The 24,518-nt window shown below is 41.3% G+C and carries 23 protein-coding genes; 9 read left to right on the plus strand and 14 right to left on the minus strand.

The window, feature by feature from the left end:
• Positions 1–1,222: 1,222 nt before the first annotated feature.
• Complete coding sequence (locus tag C9J47_RS22690; RefSeq protein WP_107255539.1) at positions 1,223–2,056, minus strand: NAD-dependent epimerase/dehydratase family protein; 834 nt, start codon at positions 2,054–2,056, stop codon at positions 1,223–1,225.
• Positions 2,057–2,599: 543 nt separating this feature from the next.
• Here C9J47_RS22690 and C9J47_RS22695 point away from each other — a divergent pair.
• On the plus strand, positions 2,600–3,454 hold the full coding sequence (locus C9J47_RS22695) for a MurR/RpiR family transcriptional regulator (protein ID WP_006233521.1): 855 nt from the start codon (positions 2,600–2,602) through the stop codon (positions 3,452–3,454).
• A 319-nt stretch (positions 3,455–3,773) separates the two neighbouring features.
• Positions 3,774–5,219 (plus strand): pyruvate kinase, encoded by a 1,446-nt coding sequence (gene pyk / locus C9J47_RS22700; protein ID WP_107255540.1) that lies wholly within the window; start codon positions 3,774–3,776, stop codon positions 5,217–5,219.
• A gap of 134 nt (positions 5,220–5,353) precedes the next feature.
• Here pyk and rimJ read toward each other — a convergent pair whose 3' ends face one another.
• Positions 5,354–5,935, minus strand: a complete 582-nt coding sequence (gene rimJ, locus C9J47_RS22705) for a ribosomal protein S5-alanine N-acetyltransferase (protein ID WP_107255541.1) — start codon at positions 5,933–5,935, stop codon at positions 5,354–5,356.
• Positions 5,936–5,972: 37 nt separating this feature from the next.
• Between rimJ and C9J47_RS22710 the strand changes: the two genes are divergently transcribed.
• The gene (locus C9J47_RS22710) at positions 5,973–6,467 is read left to right on the plus strand and encodes a methylated-DNA--[protein]-cysteine S-methyltransferase (RefSeq protein WP_107255542.1); all 495 of its coding nucleotides are present in this window, start codon (positions 5,973–5,975) and stop codon (positions 6,465–6,467) included.
• Between the two features lie 62 nt (positions 6,468–6,529).
• On the opposite strand, the gene tyrR is transcribed toward C9J47_RS22710, so the two are convergent.
• The 6 genes from tyrR to pspA form a co-directional block, all read right to left on the minus strand.
• Positions 6,530–8,065 carry a transcriptional regulator TyrR gene (tyrR, locus tag C9J47_RS22715; protein WP_107255543.1) on the minus strand — a complete coding sequence of 512 codons (1,536 nt, stop codon included), beginning with the start codon at positions 8,063–8,065 and terminating at the stop codon, positions 6,530–6,532.
• A 246-nt stretch (positions 8,066–8,311) separates the two neighbouring features.
• Entirely contained in the window at positions 8,312–9,358 is a 1,047-nt protein-coding gene (locus C9J47_RS22720) for a YcjF family protein (protein ID WP_107255544.1), read from the minus strand.
• Positions 9,355–10,752, minus strand: a complete 1,398-nt coding sequence (locus tag C9J47_RS22725; RefSeq protein ID WP_107255545.1) for a YcjX family GTP-binding protein — start codon at positions 10,750–10,752, stop codon at positions 9,355–9,357. The genes C9J47_RS22720 and C9J47_RS22725 overlap by 4 nt, the downstream gene beginning before the upstream one ends.
• A gap of 185 nt (positions 10,753–10,937) precedes the next feature.
• Complete coding sequence (gene pspC, locus C9J47_RS22730; protein ID WP_006233514.1) at positions 10,938–11,324, minus strand: envelope stress response membrane protein PspC; 387 nt, start codon at positions 11,322–11,324, stop codon at positions 10,938–10,940.
• Positions 11,324–11,551: an envelope stress response membrane protein PspB gene (gene pspB, locus C9J47_RS22735; RefSeq protein WP_006233513.1), complete on the minus strand. Its 228-nt coding sequence runs from the start codon at positions 11,549–11,551 to the stop codon at positions 11,324–11,326. The genes pspC and pspB overlap by 1 nt, the downstream gene beginning before the upstream one ends.
• Positions 11,552–11,655: 104 nt before the next feature.
• Positions 11,656–12,321: a phage shock protein PspA gene (gene pspA / locus C9J47_RS22740; protein ID WP_006233512.1), complete on the minus strand. Its 666-nt coding sequence runs from the start codon at positions 12,319–12,321 to the stop codon at positions 11,656–11,658.
• A gap of 187 nt (positions 12,322–12,508) precedes the next feature.
• Between pspA and pspF the strand changes: the two genes are divergently transcribed.
• The 6 genes from pspF to C9J47_RS22770 all read left to right on the plus strand — a co-directional run bounded on the left by pspF (position 12,509) and on the right by C9J47_RS22770 (position 18,999).
• Complete coding sequence (gene pspF, locus C9J47_RS22745) at positions 12,509–13,522, plus strand: phage shock protein operon transcriptional activator (RefSeq protein ID WP_107255628.1); 1,014 nt, start codon at positions 12,509–12,511, stop codon at positions 13,520–13,522.
• 197 nt (positions 13,523–13,719) lie between these two features.
• Positions 13,720–15,339: an ABC transporter substrate-binding protein SapA gene (gene sapA, locus C9J47_RS22750; protein ID WP_107255546.1), complete on the plus strand. Its 1,620-nt coding sequence runs from the start codon at positions 13,720–13,722 to the stop codon at positions 15,337–15,339.
• A 3-nt stretch (positions 15,340–15,342) separates the two neighbouring features.
• The gene (locus tag C9J47_RS22755; protein WP_107255547.1) at positions 15,343–16,305 is read left to right on the plus strand and encodes an ABC transporter permease; all 963 of its coding nucleotides are present in this window, start codon (positions 15,343–15,345) and stop codon (positions 16,303–16,305) included.
• Complete coding sequence (sapC, locus tag C9J47_RS22760) at positions 16,292–17,179, plus strand: putrescine export ABC transporter permease SapC (protein WP_107255548.1); 888 nt, start codon at positions 16,292–16,294, stop codon at positions 17,177–17,179. Before C9J47_RS22755 ends, sapC begins: the two co-directional genes overlap by 14 nt.
• Positions 17,180–18,178, plus strand: coding sequence for a peptide ABC transporter ATP-binding protein (locus C9J47_RS22765; protein WP_107255549.1), 999 nt, complete (start codon positions 17,180–17,182; stop codon positions 18,176–18,178).
• Positions 18,175–18,999 (plus strand): peptide ABC transporter ATP-binding protein, encoded by an 825-nt coding sequence (locus tag C9J47_RS22770; RefSeq protein ID WP_107255550.1) that lies wholly within the window; start codon positions 18,175–18,177, stop codon positions 18,997–18,999. The genes C9J47_RS22765 and C9J47_RS22770 overlap by 4 nt, the downstream gene beginning before the upstream one ends.
• A 76-nt stretch (positions 19,000–19,075) precedes the next feature.
• Here C9J47_RS22770 and pyrF read toward each other — a convergent pair whose 3' ends face one another.
• The 6 genes from pyrF to cmk form a co-directional block, all read right to left on the minus strand.
• Positions 19,076–19,771, minus strand: coding sequence for an orotidine-5'-phosphate decarboxylase (gene pyrF, locus C9J47_RS22775; RefSeq protein WP_107255551.1), 696 nt, complete (start codon positions 19,769–19,771; stop codon positions 19,076–19,078).
• 117 nt (positions 19,772–19,888) lie between these two features.
• Positions 19,889–21,058, minus strand: a complete 1,170-nt coding sequence (gene lapB / locus C9J47_RS22780) for a lipopolysaccharide assembly protein LapB (protein WP_107255552.1) — start codon at positions 21,056–21,058, stop codon at positions 19,889–19,891.
• 6 nt (positions 21,059–21,064) lie between these two features.
• Entirely contained in the window at positions 21,065–21,349 is a 285-nt protein-coding gene (locus tag C9J47_RS22785; protein ID WP_011219114.1) for a LapA family protein, read from the minus strand.
• 130 nt (positions 21,350–21,479) lie between these two features.
• Positions 21,480–21,770 (minus strand): integration host factor subunit beta, encoded by a 291-nt coding sequence (ihfB, locus tag C9J47_RS22790; RefSeq protein ID WP_011219115.1) that lies wholly within the window; start codon positions 21,768–21,770, stop codon positions 21,480–21,482.
• Positions 21,771–21,852: 82 nt separating this feature from the next.
• Positions 21,853–23,523: a 30S ribosomal protein S1 gene (gene rpsA / locus C9J47_RS22795; protein WP_107255553.1), complete on the minus strand. Its 1,671-nt coding sequence runs from the start codon at positions 23,521–23,523 to the stop codon at positions 21,853–21,855.
• 112 nt (positions 23,524–23,635) lie between these two features.
• Positions 23,636–24,322 carry a (d)CMP kinase gene (gene cmk / locus C9J47_RS22800; RefSeq protein ID WP_107255554.1) on the minus strand — a complete coding sequence of 229 codons (687 nt, stop codon included), beginning with the start codon at positions 24,320–24,322 and terminating at the stop codon, positions 23,636–23,638.
• Between the last annotated feature and the right edge of the window lie 196 nt (positions 24,323–24,518).

Below are 24,518 nucleotides of genomic sequence, written 5' to 3' on the forward strand. Positions count from 1 at the left end.
CATCCTTACCGAAAGGGTGACTACGTTACATTAACCTTAATAGTCTGAATTACCACTGCTGCTACAAACTCCTAATTGTTTTATGGAACATTCCTCCCGCTGACATTATTCTCAGCGGGATTTTTTTCCTTATAAAACACAGAAAATTACCCAAACCATCATCCCTCTGCCAGTAAGTAAGAAATAAATAATCCACTTTTTTGAAATGAATTTGAACTAACTAAGCAATACACACTCTTACTACTATGATTGAGATTACTGGTTTGCATCCTTACCGAAAGGGTGACTACGTTACATTAACCTTAATAGTCTGAATTACCACTGCTGCTACAAACTCCTAATTGTTTTATGGAACATTCCTCCCGCTGACATTATTCTCAGCGGGATTTTTTTATCTTAAAAAACACAAAAAAATCACCCAAACTATCATTCCCCTGTTGGTTATGAATAAATAGAGAGGAGAAATAAATAATCCACTTTTTTTGAAATGAAATTGAACTAACTAAGCAATGCACACTCTTATTACTGGTTTGCATCCTTACCAAAAGGGTGACTACGTTACATTGACCTTAATAGTCTGAATTACCACTGCTGCTACAAACTCCTAATTGTTTTATGGAACATTCCTCCCGCTGACATTATTCTCAGCGGGATTTTTTTATCTTAAAAAACACAAAAAATCACCCAAGCCATCATTCCCCTGTTGGTTATGAATAAATAAGGAGGAGAAATAAATAACCCATTTTATTGAAATGAAATTGAACTAACTAAGCAATACACACTCTTATTACTATGATTGAGATTACTGGTTTGCATCCTTACCGAAAGGATGACTACGTTACATTGACCTTAATAGTCTGAATTACCACTGCTGCTACAAACTCCTAATTGTTTTATGGAACACTCCTCCCGCTGACATTATTCTCAGCGGGATTTTTTTATCTTAAAAAACACAAAAAATCACCCAAGCCATCATTCCCCTGTTGGTTATGAATAAATAAGGAGGAGAAATACATAGCCCATTTTATTGAAATGAAATTGAACTAACTAAGCAATGCACACTCTTATTACTATGATTGAGATTACTGGTTTGCATCCTTACCGAAAGGATGACTACGTTACATTGACCTTGATAGTCTGAATTACCACTGCTGCTACAAATTCCTTATTGTGTAAAAACATTTTCCCGTTGAATTTCAACGGGATTTTTTTTCACCATACGTCAAGGCTTAGCAATGTCTAACGCTGATACCGCAAGATCGGGATGCTTCAAAGATAAGCCTAAAACTTTTATTGTTCTTTCTGAGTTAATCACTTTCCCTTTTGGTGTTAAATCTTCCTCAAAAATCGGTAGATCGATACCCACTTTTAATGCACTCGCAGTGTAATATGCTTCTCGCGTTGGATGAAAAGGGGCTGCTAGGTGCAGTGTTTTTACATCTGGTGATTTTACAATAATACTCGTGATGGCTTGAATACAGTCATCGAGATGAATCAAATTAACCTGTGATTTCCCCCCCTTGATGCCAGTGCGCCCCGATAAAAACTTAGCAGGATGACGATTAGGACCAATCAAACCAGATAAGCGCAAGACAACCAAATCATCCCCCCAGATGTCACGCAATTGTTGTTCTAATTTATAATGAGTGATGCCCGATTCACTATCAGGGTTTGGTTGCATTGACTCAGTGATTTCACCTTGCATACTGCCATATACTGATGTGGTACTGATAAAAATAATTCGCTTACAACCATTATCCTTTGCAGCCATAGATAATGATAAAACCGAAGCAATATATTCATGGCTCTGTACTGCTCTTCGTCTTGGTGGAACATTGATAACCAATACACCTGCGGCAAAAAAAGCTCTCATTTCAGAGCTAATGTGTGATCGCTCAAGTGGAATAGTTAATTCAACCCCATGAATACCGACACTTTCTAGTTGTTTAGCCGCCTCCAGATTGGTTTTACTGCCGTAGACATCGAACCCTTGTGATACTAAATATTTTGCCAACGGTAAACCTAACCAGCCACAACCGCATATACTTACTTTCATTAATTATACCAATTCCATTAATTATCTGACCATTCAGAACACAACTGGGCATCTAGTTCAAGGATAGCGGTTGATAGAAGAGTCGTTCCCTTTTGAAATCGCTAGACACAGAAGTTGGCTTCCAGTGGTGTTCCCTTTGAGCGAGTGTAAAATATTTTTAGACTTGTCTAAAAGCATTTTAACTCTCGCTAAATTAATCAAACAATTAGTGGATTGGCTATTACCTTCACTCGTTATTTTCATGAAAATACCAAAGCACGCCAAAAGATATAAAATAACTATTTATTTATTTCACCCTGTAAATTAATTCCTCGCATATGAAATTAAACTACAAAATAACCTTTTATCAGAGTAAAAAAAGCCTTATTTTTTAAATTTAGTTTCAAAACTGAAAGAAAAAAGTCGATCCCGATCAAACTATAATAAAAATAGAAAGCTAACTACTAGGAGCGAATCGATGAAAAGTAGTATAGTTTCACCATATTGGCTTTATATCTTAATTAAGCCTACGAATGTAATTCAGTAACTAACGCGGTAATCGCTATGAATACCCTAGAAAAAGTTCAAAAAAATTTAGATAACTTCAGTAAGTCCGAACGTAAAGTTGCTGAAGTAATTATTGCATCACCACAAACCGCTATTCATTCAAGTATTGCTACGCTTGCTAAAATGGCGGATGTCAGTGAGCCAACGGTTAACCGTTTCTGCCGTCGCTTAGACACAAAAGGCTTCCCTGACTTTAAATTGCATTTAGCTCAAAGCCTTGCAAATGGAACGCCTTACGTTAACCGTAACGTTGAAGAAGATGATAGCCCTGATGCTTATACATCAAAAATATTTGAATCTACAATGGCTTGCCTTGACGTAGCTAAGAATAGCCTTGACCCAGTACAAATCAATCGTTCTGTTGATTTGCTGACTCAGGCAAAGAAAATATCGTTCTTTGGTTTAGGTGCATCTGCATCTGTTGCACACGATGCGCAAAACAAATTTTTCCGTTTTAACATCCCCATTGTATGCTTCGACGACATCGTTATGCAGCGCATGAGTGTTATTAATTGCTCTGATGGTGATGTTGTCGTGATGATATCTCACACTGGTCGTACCAAAAGTTTGGTTGATATCGCACGTATTGCTCGTGAAAATGGTGCAACGGTTATTGGTATTACAGCCAAAGATTCACCGCTTGATCGTGAATGTTCTCTCTCTATATGTCTCGATGTACCAGAAGACACTGACATTTATATGCCAATGGCGAGTCGTGTTGTACAAATGACAGTCATTGATGTGCTTGCTACAGGCTTTACATTACGTCGTGGTTCAGGCTTTAGAGAAAACTTAAAACGTGTAAAAGAATCATTAAAAGACTCTCGTTTTTCAAAAGATAATGTTCTTTAATACTAAATTAGTATCATTCATAAAAATAGGAAGCACGAATGAATATTCGTGCTTTTTTTTTCATAAAATATTGAACAAGCAGCTTACTCATTGGATTCACTTAAGTAATCAATTCATAAATAACTATACTTAAATGAATGTTATTCAGTAATTATAAGAAAATATGCATAACTTACTTACATGGAAATGTATATTTTTTTCAATTTATTGATGAAGAACAGCTTTCTCGCCCCTTTTCCTGTAGTAATATTTCATCATGTTAGTGACTGATCCACAGTGTGATCGGTATAGCACAGTTAAATAAAAGATGGAGTTTCAAATGTCTGAACAACTAAGACGTACCAAAATCGTAACTACACTTGGTCCTGCTACTGACCGCGATAACAACCTTGAAAAAATTATCGCCGCTGGTGCTAACGTAGTTCGAATGAACTTCTCTCACGGTAGCCCTGAAGATCATATCCAACGTACAAAAATGGTACGTGAAATTGCAGCAAAGCTTGGAAAACATATTGCTATTCTTGGCGATCTTCAAGGTCCAAAGATTCGAGTTTCTACCTTTAAAGACGGTAAAATACAATTGGCTATCGGTGATAAGTTCACACTAGATAGTGACCTTCCAAAAGGTGAAGGCCATCAAGATGCTGTCGGTCTTGACTATAAAGAGCTACCCAATGATGTTGTAACTGGCGATCTTTTACTGCTAGATGATGGTCGAGTTCAGTTAAAAGTAACAGCAGTGAGTGGTAATAAAGTACATACCGAAGTCACCGTTGGTGGTCCGTTATCTAATAACAAAGGCATCAATAAAAAAGGCGGTGGGCTTTCTGCTGAAGCACTAACTGAGAAAGACAAAGCCGACATTATTACAGCAGCCAAAATGGGGGTTGATTATCTTGCTGTGTCATTCCCACGTAACGGCGAAGACATGAAGTATGCTCGAAGCCTTGCATTAGATGCAGGTCTAGAAGCTAAGTTAGTCGCTAAAGTTGAGCGTGCAGAAGCTGTTGCAACAACAGAAGCGATGGATGACATCATCATGGCATCTGATGTGGTAATGGTTGCTCGTGGCGACCTTGGTGTTGAAATTGGTGACCCAGAGCTGGTTGGCGTTCAAAAGAAGTTAATTCGTCGTGCTCGTAGCCTTAACCGTACCGTTATTACTGCGACTCAAATGATGGAGTCGATGATTACTAGCCCGATGCCAACACGAGCAGAAGTAATGGACGTTGCTAACGCCGTATTGGATGGTACTGATGCTGTAATGCTTTCTGCAGAAACAGCGGCTGGTGATTTCCCAGTTGAAACCGTTCAAGCAATGTCGAGTGTTTGTGTGGGTGCTGAAAAAGAGCCAAGCATCAATGTATCCAATCACCGCTTAGCTCGCACATTTTCTTCACCTGAAGAAACGATCGCAATGTCTACCATGTATGCTGCAAACCACATGGAAGGCGTAAAAGCGATGGTAGCAATGACCGAGTCTGGTCGTACACCATTAATGATGTCTCGTATCTCATCTGGTTTACCTGTTTTTGCTATGTCTCGTAACGAAAACACACTGAACCGTTCTTCACTATACCGCGGTGTAACACCAGTCTATTTCGACCGTGATAGCGACGCAGGTCTTGAAGCGGCTAAACACGCACTGGCTGTTCTAAAAGAACATGGTTACTTAACAACGGGTGATCTTGTCATTATCACCCAAGGTGACGTAATGGATACGATTGGTTCGACTAACAATATGCGTATTCTTACTGTCGAATAACCATTTTTAAAATGCAAAAGGCTTGCTGTAATAGCAAGCCTTTTTATTTTTAGGACGGGACAACGAAACAAAACTAGACAGACAACGGCCAGAATCACGCGCACGGTACGTTAGCAGCCAGTCGAACCTGTTAGCTACTTCGGTGGCACCCAGTTATGATTTGTTTTTGCGGTAAGTATATGATCTTCCCATTTACCGTTGATCAGTAAATAGTCTTTCGCTCTGCCTTCTTTTTCAAAGCCTAAATCTTCTAACACTTTACCGCTGCGTTTATTTCTTGGCATATAGGCAGCCATAATGCGATGAAACTGTTTCTCTTCAAACATCCACTCGACAACAGCATCAAGAGCACGGTGCATAATACCTTTGCCTTGATAAGTTTCAGCCAATGAATAGCCTACATGGCATGCATAAAACGGGTGCTTCACTAAATTACTGAAGTTGATAACCCCAATTACATCATCTGAATCTTTCGTCGTAATAACAAAATAATAAGCAAGATTGTGTTTATGAAGTTCGGTTAGTTGTAACAACCTTTTCTCCCACCCTTCAGGTAAGAAAAAATTTTCATCGCGTAACGGCTCCCAAGGCTGTAGATATGCTCGATTTTTTTGGTAGTAAGCTGTAATTCGAGCAGAATCTTTGTTACCGATCAAACGAATTTTAAGTTCATCAACCACTAATGTTGTAGAGCGGTTTATAATAGAGTTAAACAAATTAGTCCCTTAAAACTTATGGTGTACTTTGGCTGTTATGATGTATTACGACGTTATTGATACTGTACTAGGAAAAGTCTACCTTCTTGCCGACAGCAAGGGGTTACGACAACTCACTGTGGGTAGCGCTGGATTTTGTCCCGATTCAAGTTGGGAACATGATCCCGATGCTATGAAACCTTACACGAATCAACTTACAGAGTACCTAAGCGGGAAAAGGCAAAAATTCACTATCCCTTTGGCACCTCAGGGTACACAGTTCCAGCAACAAGTCTGGCAAACGCTCACTGAAATCCCCTTTGGTGAAACCTTCAACTACCAACAAATCGCAGACAAACTTGGCACTTCGAATGCAGCTCCTGCCATTGGCATAACCAGAAACGTAAACCCCATCCCCATTATTATTCCTTGCCACCGTGTACTCAACAACAACAATTCATTGTGTAATTATCGCTACGGTCAAGAAATGGTCTCTCAATTACTGGCACTAGAATCAGGTCAGCTATCACTGATACCAACCATTACCAAATAAAGAGAAATACCACACTGTCATTCATCTCAGTGTGGTATTTTATCTGATAATTAAACGATGAATTAACGTTTACTTAAACCATACTCTCGCAATTTATTCGCCACAGCAGTATGAGATACACCTAAGCGCTTTGCTAACTTTCGCGTTGATGGGTAACTACTATAAAGATTAGACAATATACCGGATTCATAACGTTTCATGATTTCATCTAGTGAACCATTAAGTGTTTCGTCACTAATAATGCTGGTTGTTTCGTTCTCTGGCAGTTGAACATCATCAATCGTAATTTCAGAACCATCGACTTGTGTCATCGCACGGAATAATACGTTACGTAATTGCCTAATATTACCCGGCCATGCGTACTGACTAAGGTACTGTGAAAGCTTATCTGAAATTTTAGGCTTAGCTTGCTGCAATTCTTGGGCAAATTGCGCTAAGAATAACTCAGCAAGTGGCACAATATCAGCAGTACGTTCACGTAATGGTGGTACAACGAGGGCCAACACATTTAAGCGATAATACAGGTCTTCACGGAATTCACCCGCAGCAATAAGATCCGGTAATTTTTTCTGAGTAGAGCAAATTACGCGTACGTCTACTTTAATTTCTTCTTCTTCTCCTACACGACGGAAAGTCCCATCCTGCAAGAATCGAAGTAATTTTATTTGTAAATGTGCTGACATTTCACCGATTTCATATAAGAAAACGGTGCCACCAGCAGCTTGTTCAAAAATACCTTTTTTCCCTGCTTCATTTGCGCCTCCCGAAAAGCCAAATAATTCAGTTTCTGCTGCATTATCCGGCATTGAGACACAGTTCACGACAAGGAATGGATGCTCACGACGCATTGAACGTTGGTGGCAAGCACGCGCCAACATTTCTTTACCTGTTCCTGTTTCACCTTGAATCAGTAAAGGAGCATCGAGTAATGCGAGTTTCTTCGCTTGACCCAACAGATGCTTGAAACGTGACGATTGACCGACTAAATGTTCAAAGCCGTTATCACCACTAATTTCTCGCATTGCGATGGGCATTTTTGCTTCAGATAATGATTTGAGTAAAATCACAGCACTCACCATGACAGACTCTTCATTCTCGTTAGTCACATAGACAGGCATAACTTCCATCAGGTAGTCTAAACCCGCAATGACAACCATTTCACTGCGCTTATTTGCACCTTCTTTTTCGACCCATCGAGTGTAGTTAAAGCCAAGAAGAATTTGAATGTACTCACCCAAAACATCAGTACTTACGTTGCTCATTAATTGCTCTGCAGCTTCATTAATTAGGTCAACTTTGCCACTGAGGTTTATAGAGAAAAATGGATCGGGCAGCGTTTGTAATAGGGCCTTTAGCTCTTTATGTTCTCGTTCACTCGGCATGAACTGAATTTTCCGTACATCTGTAACTCCGTCTAACTGACGGATTTGCGACATAAGCTGGCTAAATTGTTCAAATTCAATTTCAGGACAATTGAGATAAATAATACCAATGCGATCAATTTCAATTCCCCTGAGATTAATCTCTTGGCTGGCAAGAATATCCAGCAGCTCTCGGGTCATTCCTAGTCGATCTTCACAAAAGACCTGTAGCCTCATATCGTGCGCCTTATGATATAAACGTCGCTTAATTTCAGCGGAATTACGCTTTCAATTAATATTATGATGATTCAGTTTAATGTGTCAGGAATAGTTGACACTTATGAAGTGTGCGACGAAGCGGAAAATGAGTCAAGTCACTGATGTAGTATGATGAGAGATTAGTCGACTATAAATTCACTTTATAGTCGACCAAGCCAATAATTATCATAAAAAAAACAATTATCTCGTTGTTATTTATTACTATTACTTATTTTGTGGACTTTCATTTTTATGTGTTAGCTTCAGCAACAAATCACGTCGAATTTCACTCAATTTAGGCTGTTGATCGGGTTGCCACGGCAATGGTCGCATTAATGTAATCGCTTTAAGCCCTAATCGGCCCGTCAGTAAACCTACCCCCACACCTTGGGCAACTCGGGTTGACACTCGGCCCGCTAAATCCATCGATAGCATGTCCATACCCGTATCAGCAATCACTTCCGTAGCACCAGCAAAAGCCATATTGGCTAATACTAATTTAACCAATTTAATACGAGACCAATAGCCTAGCTCAACCCCGTAGACGACAGAGATTTGCTCAATCAATTTGAAGTTGCGCCATGCCACCAGCAACATGTCAGCTACTGCTAGCGGGCTCACTGCGACCATGACTGCAGCTTCACTCGAATACTTAGCCACAAGCTGACGTGATAATCGGTCTTGATGGCTGAGTACCATTTGGTCATACAGTTCGAGTACTTCCCGGTCGTTGTGCGTAGCCGCTAAAGACTGCACCCACCGATCATAACCTGCATGTTCATCACGGATATCACTGAGCTTAGCCAACTTCATACAAAAAGCTTTACCCTGCCCAATGCCGTCTGCATCTAATAATATTTGTGCTTGTTCACGCTCAGTTTGACGTTGCTTTAAGCGACGGAGCTTAAATAATTCACGCCCAAGTGCTGTTATTCCCATTGTTGCAATACCGGCAACAATAACGCTCCAACCTAATGCTAACCAATCGCCAGTTTGATACGCAGAAACAACATAATCCACCGTTTGCCAACCCGTCATCGCTGCACCAGCGATAAGTAAGCCTTTAAACCAGCTCGAACGTTTTTTCGGTTTACTCGCCAAAGAATGAGAAAGCTGTTCTTCTATATCATCATCAGCTTTCACTTCTGGCAGAAAGGTATTACTTTCTGCAAATTGCACTTGAGCTGTCAATTCAGCCTCAGAATCTGCTGGCTGTGCTTCATCAAACACAATTTTGGTTTTGAATGCTTTATTTTGCGAAGGCTCACTCATTTCAACTTATCTCCTAGCAAATACTGAAGCGCTTTATCCATACGGATATGAGGCAATGGTTCATCGCTTTGTTGGGCTAATGGACGGAAATTCACAAAATCAAAACCATTATTTTGCCAAAAACTCTCGTTGGGTAATCGACGGGGGACTTCGCCAGGAAATATTGTTTGGGACTCCCCTTCAAGATTACACCCACGTAAAGCAGGTACTTGTGACCCTTGATGAGCGACAAAGCCGGGCTCTGTTGCTTGAATAGATGCCAAGCTAACACAATCCATTTTAATGCCCTCAAACGATGCCGTTTGCCACGCTTCATTCACCAACTGCTGCAATAAACTCACTAAATTCGGATGTTGCTCTGGCGTTACATGATCTGATTTTGTCGCTGCAAATAAGACTTTATCAATACGCGGTGAAAACAATCGACGTAATAACGAACTACGCCCGTATTTAAAGCTCTGCATTAACTGATCCAGCGCTTGGCGCATATCATTAAATGACTCGGTTCCAGCATTCAATGGCTGTAAACAATCGACCAATATGATCTGACGATCAAATTTTGAAAAATGATCTCGATAGAACGCTTTTACAACATGCTGCTGATAGTATTTATACCGACTCTTCAGCATGCCTATGTTGCTGTGTTCATCGGCTTGTTGAAGTTGTTGTTCGGTATAGTTGTGTTCCCAAATCATAGGGAAAAACTGCAATACCGGCGCCCCTGCTAGCTCGCCAGGTAACACAAAACGTCCAGGCTGAACCCAATGTAATCCACCTTCAGCCTTGCACTTATACAAGTAATCAGTAAATGCTGCCGAAATGCGTTCAATTAAAACTTCATCAGCAGGAGCAAAGGGGTCGAATGTTTCCCCCATAGCTATCCATTCTTGCGCTAATTCTAACCGCTTACCTTTTAATACCTTTGTCTGCTGTTTAGACCACGCCATGAAATCCAGATCAAGCAAAGGTAAGTCAAGTAACCACTCCCCCGGATAATCCACAATATCAAGATACAAAGTGGCTGTTTCTTGAAACAGTTTCATCGGGCCTTTTTGCGGTTTATAACGTAACGCTAATCGTGTTTGGCTAACATCGCGAGTCGGTTCGGGCCAAGCTGGCGGTGAAGACAACAATGATCCCATACCTTCATCATAGCCAAATTTTGGTACATGCATATCACGTTGAGGGACTCGCTTAGCCCCCAGTAAATTACCATCGCGTACCGCTGTAAAAAGAGGCAAACGTGGATTTGTACTGACATGCAGTAGCTGATTGATCAATGAAGTAATAAATGCAGTTTTACCCGATCGAGATAATCCCGTTACCGCTAAACGTACGTGACGATCTAAACTACGATTAACCAGTTTATTTAACTCATTACCAATACGATTCATATCATGCCTTATTTCTTTTTATTCTGGAGATAGCATACACAAAGTAAAATTAACTGATAATGAACATTACTCGTTATTTATACCAATTTAGTACAACTACCATCAGCTTAGAGCAATTAACCATCAACGAAAAAGCAGGCCTAAGCCTGCTCATTGTAACTAGTGAGATGTACGTATAGTAAGCTTTATAGATTCTTAAACTCACGATCAACGTTGAATGCGGAAGATGTGACATAAGCTTCCATTTTGCGTAAATTACCTTCCATACCATTTAATTCAGATTCTACATTTCGTAAAATCTGCTCTGCAGGTTGCCCCGCTTGCCATGGCTTTTGTTTCACATTATGTTCTTTATATGTCGTTTGTTGCTGTGTACGTTCTTCCGGCATTTTATCAAGTATTAAACACGCCGCGATATACGCCAATGTCGCAAAAAAGCCAACGCCGAGTAAAAATGCCGATACCGCAAGAATTCGGACAAGCCAAATTTCCATACCAAAGTATTCTGCGATACCCGCACACACCCCACCCAATTTTCCATTTTTTGTATCACGGTATAAGATTTTACTCATTACTTATGCCTCCATTGGGGAGCTTCGGCATCAAGGATGCGCTCAAGCGTTGAAATACGATCTTGCATTTGTTCTGCGCGGATCGCTAACGCTTGCAATTGTTCATGCTCCTCACCAGATAATCCTTGGCTCGCATGACGCTTACTGCGGTAATGAAGAATCAACCATAATGGTGCAACAATGACTAAAAACACCATTAACGGACCAACAATAAAACCCATAGACATTCGTTTCTCTCCTTTCCGCGCAGAATCGACGTTGTTCCAAATTAATCAGAGTAGATGACATTCATCAAGATAAGTACCTGATTATTAACTTATCTAGAATGATACTACTCTTTATCTTTAATGTTCGCTTTCATTCTAGCCAGCTCTTGTTCAATGCTGTCTTGAGCCTGAAGATCCGCAAATTCATCTTCTAAATTCTTACCACGACCAAGGTTGTAACTATCAGCTTCTGCTTCCATCTCATCTATACGTCGTTCGTATTGCTCGAATTTTGATAGTGCTTCATCGACTTTACCTGTATCAAGTTGACGACGAACATCACGACGATTGCCCGCCGCTTTATGTCGAAGAACCAGTGATTGTTGACGAGCACGTGTCTCTTGCAGCTTTCTTTCTAGCTCTGCAACTTCAGAACTTAGTTTATCAATCGTTTCTTCAACTAACTTGAACTCTTCATTCAGTGTTAGTGCTACGTCACTTATTTTCTGCTTTTCAATTAACGCCGCACGAGCAAGATCTTCACGACCTTTCTGTAATGCCAAGCTCGCTTTCTGCTGCCAATCATTTGATTGTGCTTCAATCGAATTAATACGACGTTGCAGTTCTTTCTTATCAGCTAATGCTCGCGCTGATGAGGTACGAACTTCAACTAACGTGTCTTCCATTTCCTGAATAATAAGGCGGATCAACTTTTGTGGGTCTTCAGCCTTATCAAGCAGTGAGTTTACATTTGCATTAACAATATCTGCAAAGCGAGAAAAAATACCCATAATAAAAACTCCTTTATTAAACCTGCACGTAAGGCCGATTTATAATTAATAACTTAATGTCACATCAAATATATATCAAGTCGCGTGCCAACTTTTTGATCAATAAAAATCATACACTTAACTTTACAGTTCAATAAACAGGCTGCTATGGTGTGGGGTAATGCGCCAATATTTAGCGAGATTAACCATGCAAAATAAAGATAATTTAATCGGTGAATCGGAAGCGTTCCTTACTGTGCTAGATCAGGCATCTCGATTAGCATCACTTAATCGCCCGATCCTTATTTTAGGTGAACGAGGTACAGGTAAAGAGCTGATAGCACAACGAATGCATTACTTATCTCGCCGTTGGGATCAGCCCTTAATAACCTTAAATTGTGCAGCGCTAAGTGATGGTTTAATTGATTCAGAGCTATTTGGTCACGAAGCTGGCGCATTTACTGGCGCAAAAGGAAGGCATCAAGGGCGTTTTGAGCGAGCAGAAGATGGCACCTTGTTTCTTGATGAATTAGCCACGGCACCACTTGGGGTACAAGAAAAATTACTACGCGTTATTGAATATGGGGAGTATGAACGAGTTGGTGGCAGCAAGACCTGCCAAGCTAACGTTCGTTTAATCTGTGCAACCAATGCAGACTTACCACAGCTTGCCCAAGAGGGTAAATTCCGGGCTGATTTACTCGATCGCCTTGCTTTTGATATTATTCATCTACCACCATTACGTGAACGCTTCGACGATATTCTTCCATTAGCTGAATACTATGCCGTACGTATGTGTCGTGAATTAGGGTTTGGTTACTTTTCTGGTTTCACTCCACAAGCACGTGCCGCACTACTCGAGTATCACTGGCCTGGTAATATTCGTGAACTTAAAAATGTGGTTGAGCGTTCGGTGTTTCGTCATAGCCTTGAAGATGAACCTGTCGAGAATATTATCATTAACCCTTTTCATGCCCCTTGGCACGATAAACAAGATGACACTCGCCCAACGGAAGATTCAACAAATGCTTTAACTACTGACGTTACTTTCCCTATGGATTTACGTCAATGGCAACAAGCTCAAGAAATCGAAATAATGCGTAACGCACTGGAACAAGCCAAATTTAATCAAAGAAAAGCCGCTGAATTATTGGGGTTAAGCTACCATCAACTGAGAGGGCTATTACGTAAATATCAGCTAGTCGGCAGTAACGAAGAGTAATGTTTGCTGGGTCGCATCTCTTTCGTTTTCTCTTGAGGTTGAGCAATTAATCTCCATAATTTCAGAAAATCTAAAAGCATGGCTGTTATTTAAACAGCATAACGTTAAGAAAAGGAGGATATCAAGGATGATTACTTGGTGGCTGTGATGGAAAATGTTAAATTTAACGACTTGATTTCATTCGACGCCTTTACGATATGAGCGCATATACTCGCCTTTTGTTTGCTTGTTTTAGCCTAGTTAGCCTTATGGGTTGTTCTGAGCCGCAAAAAGATACTGATATACGAAGCCGTGGTTTCATTTATTGTGGCCAAGACACACCCACAATATTCAATCCGCAGTTAACCGACGGTGGTCTAACAACAGATACCCTTGCCGCTCAAATATTTGATCGCTTATTAGTGCTCGATCCTGTTAGCCACCAACCGCTACCAGGACTCGCTCGTAGCTGGTCGATTAGTGACGACGGACTTGAATACACGCTTGCGCTACGCAAAGGCATTGAGTTCCAGAATACGGATTGGTTCACCCCAACTCGCCAATTAAATGTTCAAGATGTTATTTTCAGTTTTAAGCGTGTTATTGACCCTAGTCACCCATTCTTTAACATCTCTGGTGGCCGTTACCCTTGGTTTGAAAGTTTAGCTTTTGATAAATTAATCAATGATATTGTCGCGATTGATTCCCATACCGTTAAATTTATTTTAAGCCGCCCTGATAACTCTTTTTTATCAAACCTGGCCACAAGCTACGCGGTCATTTATTCACAAGAATACGGGCAACAGCTTCTTCAGGCAGGTCAGCTAAACCAGCTCGATATGAAACCTATCGGAACAGGGCCTTTTTATTTAGACCAGTACATACCTAACGATCTCATTCGTTTGAAACGTCACTGGGGCTATTGGCAAGGAGCTGCACCAATGGGTCAAGTGGTGTTCGATATATCATCACGCGGCACAGGTTCACTGGCTAAACTATTAAGTCACGAATGTGATGTACTCTCATCACCGATTGCCAGCCAACTATCCGTCATTTCTGATCATTCAGAGTTTGAATTAATGGCGCAAACGGGCATGAATGTATCATTTCTAGCGCTCAATAATAACAAGCCTATCTTGCAGGATATTCGCGTACGTAAAGCCATTAGCTTTGCCATTAATCGCGATAATTTACTCGACTCGGTGTATTACGGTACAGGCACCAAAGCCAAAAGCATGTTGCCACCTATGTCATGGGCCTATAATCACAAGAGCCAAGCATTGGATTTTGATCCTGAAGAAGCCATTAGATTATTAAAAGAAGCTGGGTATTATAATAAATTAATATTATCGATGTGGGTTCCCACTGAACCTCGTCCCTATAATCCTAGCCCTCGAAAAACAGCAGAGCTGATTCAAGCTAATCTAAAAGCCATTGGTATTCAGGTGACGATGTCACATCAAGATAAGCTTGATCGTATCAGCATGGGTGAAGCTGCCTCTTTTGACCTTATCTTATCAGGGTGGATTGCTGATAATGGTGATCCTGATAATTTTCTACGCCCCTTATTATCATGCGATGCCAAACAGGCAGGGCTTAACATTGCCAATTGGTGTAATCTAGACTTTGATAATTTACTCGAGCTTGCTTTACGTACCAGTAAGCTTGATCAACGCTTAAATTATTATCATCGAGCGCAAAATATTTTAGATCAACAGGTGCCATTAGTTCCATTAGCACATGGCGTGCACTTTCAGGTTCACCATAAATCATTAGGTGGGTTACAGATGAGTCCTTTCGGTACTCGCTCATTTTCCAGTGTTTATCGAAGCGAGTAAAATATGCTTATATATACCATTCGCCGATTAAATCTTTTCATCATCACTCTCGCTATTTTGACGATGATTGGTTTTAGCATTCTACGCTTAGACGAAGCATCAGCATGGAGCAACCAACCATTTTGGAGTGGCTGGTTAAGCTACATTGAAGGATTAGCGCTGGGAAATTTAGGACTAAATCAAAACGGTGTTCCCATTTTACATGAAGTTATGATGGTGTTTCCAGCTACGTTAGAGCTGTGTTTTTTCGCGTTTATACTATCGTTATTTGTCGGTATACCACTGGGTACGCTAGCAGGCGTAAAGCGTGGCCGGTTTACTGATACTCTTATATCTTCGATCACTATCTTAGGGTATTCCATTCCTTTATTTTGGCTAGCGATGCTGTTAATTTTGATGTTTTCACTCAACCTTGGTTGGCTACCTGTCGCGGGTCGTTACAGCCTGTTGTATGAAATTGATCACGTTACGGGGGTGGCGATCTTTGATGTTTTATTATCGGATAAACCTTATCGTTCAGAAGCGCTATCAGATGTTATTAGACACCTCGTATTGCCCACACTAGTACTGGCTATGGCACCAACAACGGAAGTGATACGTCTAACACGTGCCTCCATCTCTGAAGTAATGACACAAAATTATATCAAAGTTGCACAAACCAAAGGCTTATCAATGTTTGAAATTGTTAGGCGTCATGGCATGAAAAACGCGCTACCGCCGATTATTCCTAAATTAGGTATGCAATTTTCAACCATGATGACATTTGCAATGCTTACAGAATCAATTTTTAACTGGCCGGGTATTGGTCGTTGGTTATTAAACGCCATTGCAGATCAAAATTATGTGGCAATTCAAGCGGGCGTAATTACAGTAGCGAGCTTTATATTATTAGCCAATATATTGTCAGATCTTGCTGGTGCAGCCGTGAATCCGCTTGTAAGGAAAGAATGGTATGCTATCAAATAACATTTATCAGGAACAAAAAATCCCGACACAATGGGAGCGCTCATGGATCAATTTCAAAGCTAACTCATTAGCGATGTTTGGCTTGTGGTGTTTACTCATCCTGATATTAATAACCATTACTGCTTCATGGTTAGTGCCATATTCCCCTTATCATCAGGTTGGGGAACTGCTAATGCCACCATCATGGGATCAATCAGGTCATGTTGAGTTCTTCTTCGGTACCGATGATCTTGGCCGAGATATTTTAACCCGCCTAATACTCGGTTCTCAGCTCACATTTGGCTATGCGCTACTCGTCGCTATTGCAGCAAGCCTGATTGGATTTTTGATCGGTGTAACTGCAGGTATGACTCGCGGTTTAAAATCAAGCATACTGAACCATGTACTTGATACTGTTTTATCTATTCCCTCTTTATTATTAGCGATTATTGTTGTCGCTTATATGGGGCCTGGTGAAACCAATATTTTATTGGCAATATGGCTAGCATTAATCCCTCGATTTATTCGTGCCGTTTATACCGCCGTTCACACTGAAGTAGAAAAAGACTATATCATTGCTGCACGCCTTGATGGGGCTAACAACTTCTACCTACTGTATAACTCTATTTTGCCCAATATCTTAACCGTGCTGACTACAGAATTAACGCGGGCTATCTCCATTGCTATTTTAGATATTGCTGCATTGGGCTTTCTCGGTTTAGGCGCGCAAGCACCCTCTCCTGAATGGGGTTCAATTCTGGGAGATTCCATCGAATTAATTTACTTAGCACCTTGGACCGTAACCTTGCCTGGGCTTGCAATCATGTTTAGCGTTTTATCTGTAAACTTAGTAGGAGACGGACTCCGCCAAGCATTAAATGCGGGGATTGATTAAATGCCATTACTCGATATTCGTAACCTGACGATAGAGATTGATACGCCACAAGGTATGGTGAAAGCGGTAGATCGCATGAGCTTAACCATAAACGAAGGTGAAATCCGGGGGCTTGTTGGTGAATCAGGGTCAGGAAAAAGCTTAGTAGCTAAAGCCATTGCTGGTGTCACAAAAGACAACTGGAAAGTGACGGCCGATCGCTTGCGTCTAGGAGATGTCGATTTATTGGCTCTATCAGCACGTGAACGTCGAAAGATTGTGGGTCGTGAAATTGCGATGATCTTCCAAGAACCTTCTTCTTGCCTTGATCCATCTGAAAATATTGGTGAGCAATTAGAAGAGGCCATACCTTCATCATCATTTTCAGGTCGATGGTGGCAACGTATTCATTGGCGCCAAAAACAAGCGATTGCACTGCTACACAAAGTTGGTATCAAAGAGCATAAGCGCGTAATGAAAAGTTACCCGTATGAACTGACCGATGGTGAGTGTCAAAAGGTAATGATTGCCATGGCGATTGCAAACCGCCCTCGCCTGCTTATTGCCGATGAACCAACCAATGATTTAGACCCGATTACACAGGCACAAATATTCCGCTTACTAAGCCGTATGAACCAATTAGGCAATACCACCATATTACTTGTAAGCCATGATTTAACGACCGTAACACAGTGGGCAGATCGTATTACCGTGATGTACTGTGGCCAATCTGTCGAATCAGGTAGCCGAAAGCAATTGCTGGAATCACCACACCACCCTTACACTGAAGCATTAATGCGAGCGATGCCTGACTTTAGCTTAGATGTGTCACATAAAAGTAAATTGGAAACCCTGCCAGGTTCTATCCCTCCTCTTCAGCATCTGCCTATTGGTTGCCGATTAGGTCCACGTTGCCCACATGCACAACGCAAATGTGTAGAAGTACCCAAACGTAGGAAGATAAAAAGCCATAAATTCAGCTGCCACTTCCCGCTGAATATGGAGGATAAAAAGAAATGAGTTCTTTACTTGAAGTAGATAACCTTCAAAAATCTTATCACTACCGTGCAGGGTTATTTCGCCGTCGTACTATTGAAGCCATTAAACCGATTTCTTTCAAGTTAGAAGCAGGGGAAACCATTGCATTTATCGGGAAAAATGGCTCTGGAAAATCAACGTTAGCCAAAATGCTTTCAGGCGTTGTTGAGCCTACCGCAGGTGAAATTCGAGTTAATGGTGAAGTCTTAGCACCTAAGGATTTTCAAACTCGATGTAAATTAATCCGCATGATTTTCCAAGATCCCAATACATCGCTGAACCCACGTATCCAAATTGGTCGCATATTAGAAGGTCCATTAAAACGAAATACGAATATGACCCCACAAGAGCGTGAGCGTCGTATTATGCTTACTTTGAAACGAGTAGGCTTATTGCCTGAACATGCGTATTTTTACCCTCAGATGCTTGCTACGGGTCAAAAACAGCGTGTATCACTCGCACGTGCTCTGATCCTTCAGCCATGTATTATCGTTGCTGATGAGGCGTTAAATGGGCTAGATATGTCAATGCGGTCACAGATTCTGAACTTGCTCTTAGAGCTTCAAGAAGAAATGGGCTTGTCATATGTTTATGTATCGCAACATATGGGCGTAGTTAAACACTTCTCAGATAAAGTGATCGTCATGCAAGATGGCGAGGTTGTAGAAAAAGGGCCAACTGCAGAAGTATTCAGTGCGCCACAGCACTCACTGACTCAGAAACTATTAGACAGTCACTTCTCTGCCCCAACACACGATAGAACCAATAGAATCAGTAAAGCGACCCCCAAGATTAAATGTTAATTTGAATACAAAAACCCCGCTATTGCTAGTAGGCAGTAGCGGGGTTAGTAAACGTTTGCTTTTTATCGTAAAACAATTAAGCCAGTGATTTATTTATTTCAGCTAATACAGCAGCAGGATCAGTCGCCTGTGTAATAGGACGGCCAATAACTAAGTAATCAGAACCCGCATTAACGGCTTCAACAGGTGTCATAACACGACGCTGATCGCCAGCAGCACTACCAACAGGACGAATGCCTGGAGTAATTAATTGAAACTCTTTACCCAATGCTGATTTCAACAGCGTTGATTCTTGAGCAGAACAAACTACACCATCAAGGCCGCTGTTTTTAGTTAATGTTGCCAAGTTTAATACTTGTTCTTGTGGTGCGCAGGCAATACCAATACCCGCAAGATCTGACGCTTCCATACTGGTTAATACCGTTACTGCAATCAATAAAGGACGATCTTTACCATACGGCTCTAGAATATCACGTGAAGCAGCCATCATACGTTCGCCACCACTTGCATGAACGTTCACCATCCAAACCCCTAACTCTGCCGCAGCTGCAACAGCACGCGAACAAGTATTTGGAATATCATGGAATTTCAGGTCTAAAAATACAGAATGACCACGTTCATGCAATTTACGCACGAAGTCAGGGCCATATAAAGTGAACATTTCTTTACCCACTTTTAGACGGCAGCTTCCCGGCTCAATACGGTCAACAAACGCTAATGCTGCATCTTGGTTCGGGTAGTCGAGTGCGACAATCACTTTAGGGTCTAACATTGAATCTCCTGCTTAGACTTCGTTTTAGAGTTGACTTGGTAACTTAAAAAAAGGGCTCACCATAGGGTAGCCCTTTTACATAATTCAATTTTATAACTAGAAAAATACCCACAGGTATTATTCACCATCGAGGCCACGAATTGGCTTAACGGTACCCCACCCTTTACACGAAGGACACTGCCAATATAAAGAGTGCGTGGCAAAACCGCATTTACGACAACGATAGTGAGGCTTCATTTTAAGCTGCTCACCCACCAAGTGGCGTAAACTGGTTAAACTTTCTTTTGCTCGACCTTCTTCTGCTTCATCAAGATGATAATCCATCAGTTGGTAGAAGCCCTTCATGGTCGGGTTTTTTGTCAGCTGACGAGTCATAAACGTTTGAGCAAGAATGGCTCCCTCACGTTTACATATCTCATCAGCAAGCATTAATTCAGCTGTCGAGCCAGCTTTCATATCTACGCAATGTTGTAAATATTTCAACCAACCCGATTCATTATTTGTCGCTTCATAGCATTGAAGTAAAAGAGGCAAAGCTTCACCGACAAAATCAACCTCTTGCTCGATAACACGTTCAAGCTGCTTAGACGCCGCTTTATATTCTCCACCTTTAATCAGAATACGTGCCATTGTTAACGAAGCACGTACGCAGTTCTTATCTGCAGATAAAGCTTTCTTTAAACATTGCTTCGCCTTATCTGGATTTTGCGCCCCTATCTCAAGCATCGCAAGCTCACACCAATAATGGGATATATCATGCTTAAGTTTAGGTTTACCCATCTTGACGAGCTGATTTGCCATCTCTATCGCTTTTTCCCACTCGCGTGTTTGTTGATAAATAGACAACAACTGCTGCAGTGCACCTTTACGGTGGTCTGGCTCATCAAGTAACTGTTCGAAGATTTTTTCAGCACGATCAAGAAAACCTGCAGCCATATAATCTTTTGCTAATTGCTGTAATGCGAGGTTTCGTTGGTCAATGGTTAGGTTGGGGCGGGCGATAAGGTTTTGGTGGATACGAATTGCACGATCGACCTCACCCCTGCTTCGAAATAAGTTTCCCAAAGCAAGGTGAGTATCAATTGTTTCACTATCAACTTGAAGCAACTCAATAAAAAGGTCTACCGCTTTATCAGACTGATCAGATAACAGTAGATTCAAACCTGTCACGTATTGACGTGACATGTGATGAGATTGCTCTTGGCGTTGATTACTAGCGCTCCTGTTACCCATATACCAACCGTAAGCGGCGGCGATAGGAAGTAACAGGAACAACAGCTCTAGCATTAAATGTTATTCCTTAATAGGCTCGGCACGAAGCTGATCTAACTCTTTCTGCTGCTTAACAACTTTCTTCGTTAGACGATTCTTAGAAAAGCGGGCTTTTAGATATAACATACCGCAAATCAGCCAACCAAGCCCAAAGCCTGAACCGAATGCAATTCCCAGTAAAGTCGATAACTGGAATTCTCCTTGAGCGGCAAGATAATTAAAATTAACAAGTTCTTGGTTTTGAGCACCTAATGCAAGGGTGATCAGAAAGCAAACCACTAAAATAAGAATGCTTATTATCTTCATCGTAAATCCTCAGGCTTGTTCAATAATTTGATGTCTTGATTATGCAGCAAATTTACTTATCAAACCATGACCAATAGACATAAAAAAACGGCATACTAAGTAGTATGCCGTTTTTTTGTTCTATTCGCGGTTAAGCAGCAATTGCAGCATTAACACGGTCACGTAATTCTTTGCCTGGCTTGAAGTGAGGAACGTATTTACCATCCAGCTCAACTTTATCACCAGTCTTAGGATTACGACCTACGCGCGGAGCACGGTAATGTAAAGAGAAGCTACCAAAGCCACGGATCTCAATACGGTCGCCTTCTGCAAGGGTACCCGCCATGTGCTCAAGGATTTCCTTGATTGCATCTTCTACCTGTTTGGCAGAAAGATGTGTTTGTTGACTACATAGCCTTTCAATTAATTCAGACTTTGTCATAAACACTCCGTTTTTAGTATGTTTCTCAATAGTATAACCGTTTAGAGAGAAAATGCTAAAAGCCTTTTCTCTCTAAGCTCAATTATTCGCCTTTAGCAGCTTTGAAAGCGTCAGCCATAGCGTTACCGAACGAAGCTTCTTCTTGCTTGTTCAGAGTAGCCATTGCTTCTTGCTCTTCAGCAACATCTTTAGCACGAACAGATAGGTTAACTACGCGGTTCTTACGATCAACGCCTGTGAATTTAGCTTCAACAGAATCGCCAACAGAAAGTACTAGAGTTGCGTCTTCAACACGATCTACAGATGCTTCAGAAGCGCGAAGGTAACCTTCAACGCCTTCAGCTAGTTCTACTGTTGCGCCTTTAGCGTCAACTGCAGTAACAGTACCGTTTACAAGAACACCTTTCTTGTTCTCAGCTACGTAGCTGTTGAACGGGTCTTCTTCGATCTGCTTAACGCCAAGAGAGATACGCTCACGCTCTGCGTCTACTGCTAGAACTACTGCAGAAATTTCGTCGCCTTTCTTGAAGTCACGAACTGCATCTTCACCAGTAACATTCCAAGAAATGTCAGATAGGTGAACAAGACCGTCGATACCGCCGTCAAGACCGATGAAGATACCGAAGTCAGTAATAGACTTGATCTTACCAGTTACGCGATCGCCCTTAGCTTGCATTTCTGCAAATGACTGCCACGGGTTAGCTTTACACTGCTTAAGACCTAGGCTGATACGACGACGTTCTTCGTCGATATCAAGAACCATAACTTCAACTTCGTCACCAACGTTAACAACTTTCGATGGGTGGATGTTTTTGTTAGTCCAATCCATTTCAGAAACGTGTACAAGACCTTCAACGCCTTCTTCGATTTCAACGAAGCAACCGTAGTCAGTAAGGTTAGTAACACGGCCAGAAAGCTTAGTGCTTTCTGGGTAACGCTTAGCGATTGCTACCCATGGATCTTCGCCAAGTTGCTTAAGACCTAGTGATACGCGAGTACGCTCACGGTCGAACTTAAGAACTTTAACGTTGATTTCATCGCCAACATTAACGATTTCGCTTGGGTGCTTAACGCGTTTCCAAGCCATATCAGTAATGTGAAGAAGACCATCAACACCGCCAAGATCAACGAATGCGCCGTAGTCAGTAAGGTTCTTAACGATACCTTTAACTTCCATACCTTCTTGTAGAGAAGCAAGTAGTTCGTCACGCTCAACGCTGTTTTCAGATTCGATAACTGCGCGGCGAGAAACAACAACGTTGTTACGCTTCTGATCAAGCTTGATTACTTTGAACTCTAGCTCTTTGTTTTCAAGGTGAGCAGTGTCACGAACTGGACGAACGTCTACTAGTGAACCAGGTAGGAACGCACGGATACCGTTAAGTTCAACTGTGAAGCCGCCCTTAACTTTACCGTTGATGATACCAACAACTGTTTCAGCTTCTTCGTAAGCTTTTTCAAGCTGGATCCAAGCTTCATGACGCTTAGCTTTTTCACGAGAAAGTTTAGTCTCACCGAAACCATCTTCGATAGCATCAAGTGCTACGTCAACTTCTGCACCAATTTCAATTTCAAGTTCGCCAGCAGCGTTCTTGAATTCTTCAACTGGGATAGAAGATTCTGACTTAAGGCCTGCATCAACAAGAACGTAACCGTTCTCGATAGCGATAACAGTACCTTTAACGATAGCGCCTGGGCGTGTTTCGATTTCGTTTAGAGACTCTTCAAAGAGTAAAGCAAAAGATTCAGTCATTTAATTAATCTTCAATATGATAAACAACCATGGGTATCCTACCTCATGGGGTTGATAAAAAAGTCAGTTGTCATCCATGATACCGACAGCGCCTAACCGATTATTCGGTAGACTAGGATTTTTGTTCTAAAGCTTTTTCTATATAAGCGAATGCTTGGGCTGTAACTTGCTCTATTGACATATCAGTAGAGTCTAGCACCAAAGCTTCTTCCGCGGGACGCAATGGCGCTACAGATCGATTACGATCTCGGTCATCACGTTCCTGAATTTCGCTTAAAAGGCTGCCAAAGTTAACATCTAAGCCTTTTTGTTGCAACTGATTCATACGGCGATTAGCACGTTCTTCAGCACTTGCATCTAGGAATATTTTTACGATCGCGTTAGGAAAAACCACTGTACCCATGTCACGACCATCAGCAACAAGACCAGGAGCATTACTGAAGGCACGTTGACGACGCAGCAATGCTTCTCGTACACGTGGTAATGCAGCCACTTTTGATGCCGCCATGCCCGTTTCTTCTTTACGTAATTCGCCAGAAACGTCTTCACCTTCTAGGATAACCTTAACTAAGTCACCTTCAGCTTTAAATTGCACATCTAAATGTGCAGCTAATGGTACTAAGACGTCTTCAGATTCTAGGTCAACACCATGGTGAATAGCAGCAAGAGCTAATACTCGATAAATGGCGCCAGAGTCGAGTAAATGCCAGCCTAATTTTTCTGCCAACAGCATACATAGAGTGCCTTTACCGGCACCACTTGGTCCATCAACGGTGATGACTGGAGCATGAGTAGACATAAGTTTCTCCGAAATAATTTCAGCAATCTTTTCGTTAAACAGCAAAACTGCTTACTAAACGGGGACGCATTATACGTAATAAAATCGAAAAGTTATATGCGAATCGAGAAAAGAATCTAGATAAACGTGTTCGTCATAATTAATGTTGCAATTTTGAACAGTCAGGTTTCAATGCAATCTTAGTGCATATAAAAAA

The sequence above is a fragment of the Photobacterium indicum genome (assembly GCF_003026215.1).
Classification (GTDB): Bacteria; Pseudomonadota; Gammaproteobacteria; order Enterobacterales; family Vibrionaceae; genus Photobacterium; species Photobacterium indicum.